The following is a 9,094-nucleotide window of genomic DNA, read 5'->3' on the forward strand; positions in this document are numbered from 1 at the left end:
AGCCTTTCCTACATCGCGAGATGTTGGAGGGCCGGGCTCGGAGTCGAACCGAGCCTGTGACGCCTTGCACGGTGCCCGGGTAATCCGCTCCCCCACCGGCCCATGCTGGTTCAATAAGCCCTTGAAGTTCGACGTTCCGAGTGACGTTCAGGCAGCGTTACCGGAAGTCTTCCGTGACCGTCGCAATTTGATCTCCGCCTTCCCGCCTTCACGGCCGACGGCTCCGCCCCTCCCACATCGCGAGACTGCCTGAGACGCGCTGGCGTGTTACGGAGAAGGCTGGAGGCCCGGGCTCGGAGTTGAACCGAGCGTGTAGAGATTTGCAGGCTCCCGGTTGAGCGCTCACCCACCGCGGCAGCGTCGCTGCGGGCGTTCGAGTGCGGCCGGTCCGACAGGTCAACCGATCCGACCGCACTCTACCGCGAGCCGGGCAGGCCGGCGCAGCACCTCAACTTGCCCGGACCGATCTTAGCGACCGCCTAAGCGGCTCAGGCAAAATCGCGCGAACCGCTTCACATTTCGGAGATGGTCTTTGGAAACTGCCCTTGAGCAAGCCCAGAGCCACTTCTGGGCTCGTCATCAGGCCAAGGGGACAAACTCTGCAGGAACTGAGCCGAACGTCCCCAACACCGTCACTCCCTCGACCTTGCCGCTCTTATCATCGGTGAGGATCTGCATCGCGATAGCGCCGGTCTTGAAGGTGTTGAGGCCTTCCGCCCGCCTCAACGCGCCATCGGCGCTCCGGGCCTGGACACGGGTGCCGATCACCAGACACCCTTCGACCTCATCAAACGACTGAACCGCATAAACCGTCAGCATCGCTGCCTTGCGCTCCCATGGATGTCCCAAGCCGAGCGCACAGAGGCATCGCTGCAGTCGGGCACGCTAGTGCGCACCCGCCACAATCCGTGCTTTCAACACCCATGCTCGGTTGCCGTGAACCGGCGAGTAGGCTGCCAACGGCGAGTGGAGCGGCAATCGGCAATCCGAGCTCGGCATTGACGATCGGTTAACCAACCCGACGCCATGCCTCGCCCAGGCGAGGATCGCCGCACACTCATGATGCCGGGCCAATTAGGTGACCGCGATGCAGGACCTCACTCTCGCGAAGATCGTCCATGACTTTGGGTACTTGCTGCTGACGCGCCTGTCCTGTCTTGCGTGCTGTTTGACCGCGGTGTGGGCGCTGGCTTGAACCGGAGCCTGAAGAGCGCTGCACCGCAGTGCTGACGCCTCCGCGATCTCGGTAGGACATCTCCGGCCGAGGGCTTATGGTTACCAAGTCGTTGGCTGGCATTTTCGGGCGCCAACGTCAGAGAGCTTTGCGTGCTCCCGCCTTCTACCGGAGGCCCTACGATGCCCACACACCCGCTTTTGCTCGCGCTACCCCAATCGCATCGTTACCGCGCCTTGCTGCTCGGCCTCGGCTGAAAGATCATGTGCGTCAGAGCCATCGCGGCAGGCGATGACACCGAAGCCTCCGGCATCGTTCGCGACATGCTAGATGGACGCGCCATCGAGCTTTAGGATGGCAGCCGCTTCATCGAGCACTTTGGCCCGACCTAGGCGTAACCCAACGACGGTTTTTTGACGGATATCCGGCAGGCTCTGGAGGCCACTGCCGTTATCTTTGTCGAACAGAACGGCGAAGAGCCGAGCGTTGGGTTTCGGAAAGTCTGAACCGAATTGCTCGTGCCAGGGTTGCCCTGGTACGTTTCTCCTGAGACCGAACCTTCAGCCCCGCCGGCACCCGCCGCGCGGGGCTTTTTCGTTTGCAATTAAACCGTTCGCACATACGGCCGGTAACAAAACACCCCGCCGTAGGAACGGCAGGGCGGCTGGTTCAAGGGTCTAGTCAGTCCCTAGTAGTCGTAATCGCGATAGCGAGCCCCACGGTAGCCACGCCGCTCCTCATAATAGCCGCGTGACCGGCCGTAGCCGTCGCCGTAACGCTGCTTGTAGTGGCCGTAGGCATTACCCCGGCCCGGATGCCCATCGAACCTGCCGTGCTTGCCACCGCCGAACCGGCCGTGACCGCTCTCGTCTTTCCAGGGGTCGGCGAACGCCCCACCCGTCGAAGCCATGAGGCCAAACCCAACGGCCGCCACTATCAAGTGACCCTTCATCGTGTGCTCCTTCCGCAATCTAAGCCGCGATGAACGTTGCAGCAGGAGAAAGGGTTCAGGTCTCTATTCCCTGCGTTACCTTCACCTTCGCGAACCGCAGCATGCCGGCCTATGCCGGCGAGGAGTACGCCGAGGTCGATCTCTGGGGCGTGGTCCGCTTCAACATCCGCTGGCACGTTGCGCGTCGGGCACGAGGTGCCATCGCGCGCGGATGAGCGTCATGACGCACAATCAGGGAATGTAGATAACCCGGCTCGTGCCCGGTCAGCGCGCTGCCACTTCTGAGAAAGGATTATCTCGAATTGGATTTAGTGCCGTTGCGCAGTCCGCGCTTTCTGTACAAGGCCGTCGTCATGTAGGCGGCGCTTCGAGAGCCACTCGGCTTCGTATGCATCACCTTCAGCTGGACGCATGGCAGATTTATAGGCGGCAATCATCCTCCCCCACTCTGGTTCACAAATCGCAGCAGCCCTCGTCGCGACTGCGCTAACTTCCGAATGTTTGTCGTCGAGAAGACTGATTACTTGTACTAAGCAGTTGTAGTACGTCCGGTAGGCCTGCAACTGCGGTGACTCCTTAAAGGGTGTAGCTACCGCTGAAGAGCCAAGAAGAGCGAAGGCGGCCGCTAGCAACCGTCTCATTGCTGTGATCACTGCGCCTCCTCCTGCTTCCTGTACGGGTACATCCTGCCCGCGAACCCAGACGGAAGTAAGAAGCCGAAGGGGCTCACCTCTTCACCGGACGGGCGAGCAGGATCGCCGTGCGGACCGCTGAGCGCTTCGAGGCGTCCTTGATCTCGGGATCCGCGAGCATCCCGACAGCGAACGGGCTGGCGTGAACCGCGGCGGCGAGGTCGAGCGTGTAGCCGCTGGCGAGTCGATGAGCGCCCTTTAGCGGGTTGTCCATGTAAGCCTCGACCGCGGCAACGAGGTCTTCCTCGAGGATCGCCTTGGCCTTGAAGAACTCGCCCGCCGTCGGCTCGGCCATCGCTACTGCATCCCCTGCGCCCCGCCCATCAGGCCCGTATCCCAGGCGAGGGCCACGACGCCACCGAAGGTCACCGGCGGCCCGCCGTCAATGCTGTAGATGTCCGCGGGATCCGCGAGCTTCTGGACGATCCGGCCGGCGATGCGCAGCGCGCTGATCGCCTCGGCGAGGAGGGAGCGGGCGGCATCGGGTAGGCGAAGGTTGTGCTGACCAACTCATCGCCATCCTCGATCACATGGACGGCAACCCGGAAGAGGAGGATGGCGGCGACGCTGAACCGTCTCTCGGGTGCCCTGAGGGACATGCCTAGCAGATCGTGTGGCTGCGGGGCTCCGATCTTGACCATGAACAGGATGTCGAGGGTCCGGATTAGCACCTCCCGCACCACCGCAAGCCAAAGGCAAGGCTGGTGCGAAGCTAGCCTCTCACACGAAGTGCGCCGGCATCGCCAAGACGCGCGCGCACTCGATCAGCGCGAAGGCGGCGATACCCAACCCGGCGCCGACCATCATGAGATCGGCCAGAATCAGCGGCTGCGAGACAAACTTCAACATCAGATTACTCCACCTCGTGGCGGCCTCAGCTCGGCCGTAGTGAGGCGGGCTTATGGTTAAGCTCGTTTTCACCAAGATTGCTTCGATTGTTTCGTCAGTCGGCTAGGCTCCCCTCTGAACTCCGCGGTCCTCTGGCCGACCTGCCCACCTTCAGCCCCGCTGGCACCCGTCGCGCGGGGCTTTTTGCGGTCTCGACCCACGGCGGTCTACCGATGAACACGCCGTCGCTCCTCATTGACCATCAGCAGCGACGTCACGAGGCCAGTTAGCAGCAGTGCAACGAGGCCGAGGAGTAACAGGTCTTCGCCAAGCTCGCGTGGCACCGGCCGACGCATGACGAGCGGCCAGATCTCTGCGCAGAAGGCGACACCGGCAGGGAAGAACAGCAGCAGGCACAGGGGAGGGAATAGCCGGTTGGGCATGTCGCTCAGGTTCAGGGATGGGCTTAGTAGCTGCTGCCTCGTGGGTCTGGAGCTCCAGTCTGCATCACGCGTGAACCCTCGGAAGAAGCCAGAGTTTGCAGGTCGGAGATCAGCACATCATCGCCGAGAAGCGTCGACACCCTGACGAAATAGCCGTTCGCCTCAAGGCCCGTGACTTTGGCGAGAGCAGTCGCGGCTGTTCCTACTGTGACAGCAATGGTTGGGAGCGCGCGATTTAAGAGATTTGCGCCAGCGATGATGTAGGCCATGAAGCTCCCCTGCCTCCTCAGCGTATTGCGAAGCGAGTGCGTCAGACAGGGCTTAGAAGGTCTCACCAACGATGCTTGAGCTGGCTCTTGGCGGCGGCACTGGCATACACCCGATGAAGCAGCAAACCGGAGGTGTTGGTGACATCCACATTCAGCTCGCCATCGGTCGCCAGCTGGGCCCGGGTCTTCGCCAGCATCTCACCATGCAGACGGGCCGCTTCGAGGCGCGCAGTCTCGGCATCCCGTTACTCGGTGCCTTCGTTGTCTTGGGAAAACCCGCCATCGCTGACGTTGAAGTGAAATCGTGGCATGGCCGGACCTTACCCAAGCGGGTCACCCTCGTGGTCAACCCTCCTGCGTTTGAACCAAAGCCCGCTCGCCACCCTTGTGCTGAAGGTCCCAGGCGATCCCATGCGCGACGTGGGCATGTTCGGCCGCGACCTCGTTGTGGCCGACCACAGCATGCAGCCGGGCAGCGGCAGCGTCGTCGTGGTGATCGTCGATGGCACCCTGTCGCTGGGAAGACCCGTTCTTGACGGCAACGTGCTTCGGCTCGCCTTCGGCAATGCCGCGATGCCGGCGTACGCGCTTTAGGAGTTCGCCGAGGCGCAGCTCTTAGGCGTGGTGCGCTTCTCGATCCGCTGGCATGTCTGCGAATATTTGGCTTACGGGTGGCGCAGCATGAACAGCTTGCCCATCAGGACCGCCATCTCGCTCTGGCGCGAGACACCCATCTTATCGAAGACCCGCTTCAGCACAGTTCGGGCGGTAGCGTCTGCAATGCCGAGCTTCGCCGCAGCCTCGCATGGTGGGGTTCCCGCTCCTACAAGCGCGGCCAGTCGGGCCTCCCCGAGGGTGAGCTTAAATACATCCCTGACCAGAGCTGGATCGAACGATCGTCCTGGTTCCTGATCGACGGCGAGCACGACCGCCCTGGCTGAGACGAGTACCGGAGCCTCAATTGACGACTGGATTGGAAGGATCTGCAGGATCAACCCTCGGTCGCCATTCGGAACGACAAGTGATTCCAGGGCAAGCGGTTCGATCGAGCTTGCGTTGTTGTTCGACAAGATCGCGTCGAGCCGCTGCTGAAAAGTTCGCCGCGCTACGCGATCGGTCACGGTGAACTGCCCACCCAAAACTGCGAGCCCTTCACCCAACAATTGGTCTGCCGTACGGTTGGCCAACAAGACGCGTCGCTCAGCGTCCAGAATGAAGACACCGCAACTCACGCGATCCAGCGCCTCCGATAGGCCTAGGCGCTCGGCCTCGGCGTCCATGAGGCGCACGGACAGGCTCAATGACCGTTCCACGTGCCGGCTAATGGCCAGCATCTGGTTCTCATCCTCCTCGGTGTAGGCCGATTTGTGCTTGGCCCGGAGTAGTGTCAGCATCACAGACACGCTAGACGTCGGTGAAACCGAAGCAGACAGCGACCAAAGAAAGCCGTAAGGTATTAGGAATTCTTGATAGATTGGTAGCGTTGAGATCTCCTCGTCACTGAAATATTGCCGATCTGTCACAACGTCACGATGACCAACCGAAAAGGCCTGGAAACCACGTTCCGCCCGAACATCGAGGTGCTGCCAGTTGGCCGCGTAGTCCTTCGCCATTTCGATTAGGTTCGGTGAAACGATGACGCTCATCGTGCCGCTATCATGGCGATACAGCAGAATTCCTCCATCTGCATCCAGCAATTGTGCGATCTGATACAATGTGCTGGGCCAGCGGCTTGGGGCCGAAGCTGCCATGTAGACCGCCTCGACTGCGGAATTCCAAGCGCTAAACGTCATCTCAGCTTCCGAGCGGCCCGACAATCTCAAGCGGGGGTCCTACCCCAAAAGGGTCATGAGGAAATCGAACGGTCAAGTGTCCGATAACCCTTTGGGCTGTGTGCGAAGTTCAGCAAGGATCTCTGCCGACTCAGCTCACCAGGAAAAAGGACGTGACATGTCTCATCCCCCAGATGGGGTACGACTGCGCCAGCTGACCGTGGCATCGTAACAGCGAAGGTGTTTTTTCTTCGCCCAGCTAGGTCGCTTGCGCGAAGCAAATCGAGGTTGACCGCAAAGTGAACTTAGTCACTTTCTCCCTAGCCTCGGCGCTTTTCGGAGCCATTGCAGGTATTCAAGCTCGCCGTATCGCCAAAACAATAGGTATGAGCGCAAGTGAATTGATGCCGCTCAATTTCCTGCTGATGACATGCATCTTGACTGCGGCATCGCCCATATTCTTTCGTTTTGAATTAAGTCTCCATTTAGTAATTCTTATTTTCGTGATGGCCGTATTAGATACTGCAGGAAACTACTTTTACTTCAAGACCTTTGAGTCGACTGACGCAACCACAGCCATTCCTCTACTATCGTTGGCGCCAGTATTTGCTTTTCCAGCGACTTGGTTGCTCATCGGGCAAGCGGAGTCTTGGGGTTGCGCTTTAGTCGCATGTGCCATCACTACTTTGATTATCTCTATGTCTTGCATTGGAAATACATTTGATAAATTCCGCGCCAAAACGTTGCTTCCTGCAATATCTTCGTCGCTGTTATTCGGAATATCTACAATACCAGCAAAGATGATACTCCAATCTGGGGACATTAACGTCCCAACTTTGTACCTCCTACGCGCTGCATTGATTGCGGCATTTGCTGCCATTATATTCGGTCGTCCACAGCTCAGCCTAAAAACGAATCAGATTGCTATGATCGTGGGCAGAAATTTGATAGTTATATTGCAATACTTGATGTTGTACTGCGCATTTTCGGTTGGAAGCGCGCCAATGAGCCTTGCAATAGCCAGTGTTTCTCCCGTTTTTGTTGTTTTGCTATCTGTTTTAGCTGGCGAACCGTGGTCCTGGCCGAAGTTGGGAACAGCACTGCTCATTGTGCCTCTTGTTGGCGTGCTCGCCTGAAATCATTAAGGTTTAGTGCGATGAGAGTTGATGTAGGCCTCTAGCTTATGAAAATCGCGAAAGAAAGCAGATGCTAGGTGTACTTGGTGGCATGGGTGCCCTAGCCACCGTTGATTTCCTAGGAAAGCTTGTTCGCAGCACGCCGGCAATGTGCGATCAGGACCACATTCCGATGATTGTACGCTTTGCCCCATCCATTCCTGATCGCACGGCTGCTATTCTCGAGAAGGGGCCAGACCCACTTCCTGGACTTCGGGAGGCCGCCGTCTCGTTGGAAAAGGCTGGTGCGACGTCCATCGCAATTCCTTGCAACACGGCGCATTTCTGGCATCCTGCACTTCAGGCTCAAACCTCGGTACCCATTCTCCACATCGCAGACGCTGTCGTTGATGCGTTGCCCCAGCATTGCTTTCGAAACGTTCGAATCGGTCTTCTAGCGACCAGTGGCACGCTGTCGGCGGGTATATATCAAGAGCGTCTTGCCCGGGGTGGGTTTGTATGCCGTTTGCCAAACGAAAAAAGGCAAACTGAGATAATGCGGGCTATTCGTTTCGTGAAAGCCGGACAGCTAGCGGCCTCTGCCGTCATTATGCAAGAGCAACTTGAAGATCTTCTGGAAGGAGGTTGCCACTACGTTGTGATGGCTTGCACAGAGATACCGCTGGCGCTTACTTCTTGCGGTGCGGATTACAAAAGATTCTTAATCGACTCCACTGAAGCGTTGGTGGGGGCTTGTTTGAAACTCCACTTGAGTCGGACCGCTCAGCAGGTCTATTGAGAAAGCCGTCAGGTTAGTGGGTCCGTGACACGGATGTGAGAGAATGCCTTCACTTCCATGAGGTCCAAGGTAGAAGGGTTCGCAAGTGGCGAACGTGGCCACAGTTAAATGTGCGGCCACGGCTAGTGAGATCGACACAGTAGACCTGACTAAGGCAACTCAGATTTGGTTGGCTCTTAGTATCAGCCGAAAGCGCCGTCGTTGACGAAGACTCGGCCTTCGTTGACGCCAAATTGCAGGTAATGCTGCAGCGGATTGATCCCTGCGGCGGCGACATCTGAATTGGCGGCAAGATAGCCCTGAGTATCGAATTCGGCGGAAGGGTCGCGTCCTTCGCGCCATCCGAATTGCAGATAGTGCTGCAACGGGTCGACGCCGGCTGCAGCGACATCGGTGTAGGTAGTCAGGTACGCGTCCGTATCGAAGAAGAGGTTGGGATCCCGACCTTCGAAGCGGCCGTGCTGGGCATAGTGTGCTTCTGGATCGATGCCTGCTGCAGCCACATCCGCGTAGCGGCTCAGATAAAATAGGTCATCGATCGCCAAGTTCCCATCGGCCTGATTTACCGTAATATTGGAGAACTGGAAAGTCTCGACTTCTGCAGACTGCACGTACAGTCCATTAGAGAAGATTGTTGTGCCATTGCCAGCTGGGAAGATGCTGTAGCTCCCAATCGCACCATCGAGAACGAGCGTGTCATTGCCAGCATCAGCATCATACTGGTAAGTGCCACTGTGCATCTTCAAGGTGTCGTTACCTGCTCCAGCGAGAAAATTGCCGGTGCCGAAGGTGACTTCTAAGGTGTCGTTACCAGAACCTGCAACGATGTCCGCACGATTTGTTGCTGCAGCAGTGCCGGTGACGAAGAACTGATCGTTTCCACCGTTCCCATAAACGAGGCTGGAAGCCTCACCAAACGGGTTTGACCCAGGCTGCGCACTGGGACGGAAGGTTTCTGAGGCAGTCGTTCCACGAACGATAGCAACCATTGCAATGCTCCGAGCACTCGTGAGTGAACGACATGGATTGCCGACTCACGAGACGAAGCGA

Annotated in this window: 11 protein-coding genes, 1 tRNA gene and 1 pseudogene; 3 read left to right on the forward strand and 10 right to left on the reverse strand. The window is 58.4% G+C overall.

Annotation, left to right across the window (positions count from 1 at the left end):
* Positions 1 to 24: 24 nt before the first annotated feature.
* The 8 genes and pseudogenes from MFF55_RS22815 to MFF55_RS26905 all read right to left on the reverse strand — a co-directional run.
* Positions 25 to 102, reverse strand: a tRNA-Ala gene (locus MFF55_RS22815).
* 477 nt (positions 103 to 579) lie between these two features.
* On the reverse strand, positions 580 to 819 hold the full coding sequence (locus MFF55_RS22820; protein WP_238246409.1) for a hypothetical protein: 240 nt from the start codon (positions 817 to 819) through the stop codon (positions 580 to 582).
* Positions 820 to 1,862: 1,043 nt separating this feature from the next.
* Positions 1,863 to 2,126, reverse strand: coding sequence for a hypothetical protein (locus MFF55_RS22825; protein WP_238246410.1), 264 nt, complete (start codon positions 2,124 to 2,126; stop codon positions 1,863 to 1,865).
* 726 nt (positions 2,127 to 2,852) lie between these two features.
* A complete protein-coding gene (locus MFF55_RS22830) occupies positions 2,853 to 3,113 on the reverse strand; it encodes a hypothetical protein (protein ID WP_238246411.1) in 261 nt (86 codons plus the stop codon).
* Between the two features lie 425 nt (positions 3,114 to 3,538).
* Positions 3,539 to 3,667, reverse strand: coding sequence for a hypothetical protein (locus MFF55_RS26900; RefSeq protein ID WP_283206788.1), 129 nt, complete (start codon positions 3,665 to 3,667; stop codon positions 3,539 to 3,541).
* Positions 3,668 to 3,873: 206 nt separating this feature from the next.
* Positions 3,874 to 4,089, reverse strand: coding sequence for a hypothetical protein (locus tag MFF55_RS22835; RefSeq protein WP_238246412.1), 216 nt, complete (start codon positions 4,087 to 4,089; stop codon positions 3,874 to 3,876).
* 23 nt (positions 4,090 to 4,112) lie between these two features.
* Positions 4,113 to 4,358, reverse strand: coding sequence for a hypothetical protein (locus tag MFF55_RS22840; RefSeq protein ID WP_238246413.1), 246 nt, complete (start codon positions 4,356 to 4,358; stop codon positions 4,113 to 4,115).
* 62 nt (positions 4,359 to 4,420) lie between these two features.
* A pseudogene (locus MFF55_RS26905) lies at positions 4,421 to 4,588 on the reverse strand (hypothetical protein); the annotation flags it as partial.
* Positions 4,589 to 4,769: 181 nt separating this feature from the next.
* On the opposite strand from MFF55_RS26905, the gene MFF55_RS22845 reads away from it, so the two are divergent.
* Positions 4,770 to 4,952, forward strand: coding sequence for a hypothetical protein (locus MFF55_RS22845; protein WP_238246414.1), 183 nt, complete (start codon positions 4,770 to 4,772; stop codon positions 4,950 to 4,952).
* A gap of 71 nt (positions 4,953 to 5,023) precedes the next feature.
* Here MFF55_RS22845 and MFF55_RS22850 read toward each other — a convergent pair whose 3' ends face one another.
* Entirely contained in the window at positions 5,024 to 6,151 is a 1,128-nt protein-coding gene (locus MFF55_RS22850) for a helix-turn-helix transcriptional regulator (protein WP_238246415.1), read from the reverse strand.
* 278 nt (positions 6,152 to 6,429) lie between these two features.
* Between MFF55_RS22850 and MFF55_RS22855 the strand changes: the two genes are divergently transcribed.
* Both MFF55_RS22855 and cuyB read left to right on the forward strand, forming a co-directional pair.
* Positions 6,430 to 7,266, forward strand: a complete 837-nt coding sequence (locus tag MFF55_RS22855; RefSeq protein WP_238246416.1) for an EamA family transporter — start codon at positions 6,430 to 6,432, stop codon at positions 7,264 to 7,266.
* A gap of 70 nt (positions 7,267 to 7,336) precedes the next feature.
* Entirely contained in the window at positions 7,337 to 8,044 is a 708-nt protein-coding gene (gene cuyB, locus MFF55_RS22860; RefSeq protein WP_283206790.1) for a cysteate racemase, read from the forward strand.
* A 182-nt stretch (positions 8,045 to 8,226) separates the two neighbouring features.
* Here cuyB and MFF55_RS22865 read toward each other — a convergent pair whose 3' ends face one another.
* Positions 8,227 to 9,033, reverse strand: a complete 807-nt coding sequence (locus MFF55_RS22865; RefSeq protein WP_238246418.1) for a hypothetical protein — start codon at positions 9,031 to 9,033, stop codon at positions 8,227 to 8,229.
* Positions 9,034 to 9,094 lie beyond the last annotated feature (61 nt).

This window comes from Methylobacterium iners, assembly GCF_022179305.1.
Lineage (GTDB): Bacteria > Pseudomonadota > Alphaproteobacteria > Rhizobiales > Beijerinckiaceae > Methylobacterium > Methylobacterium iners.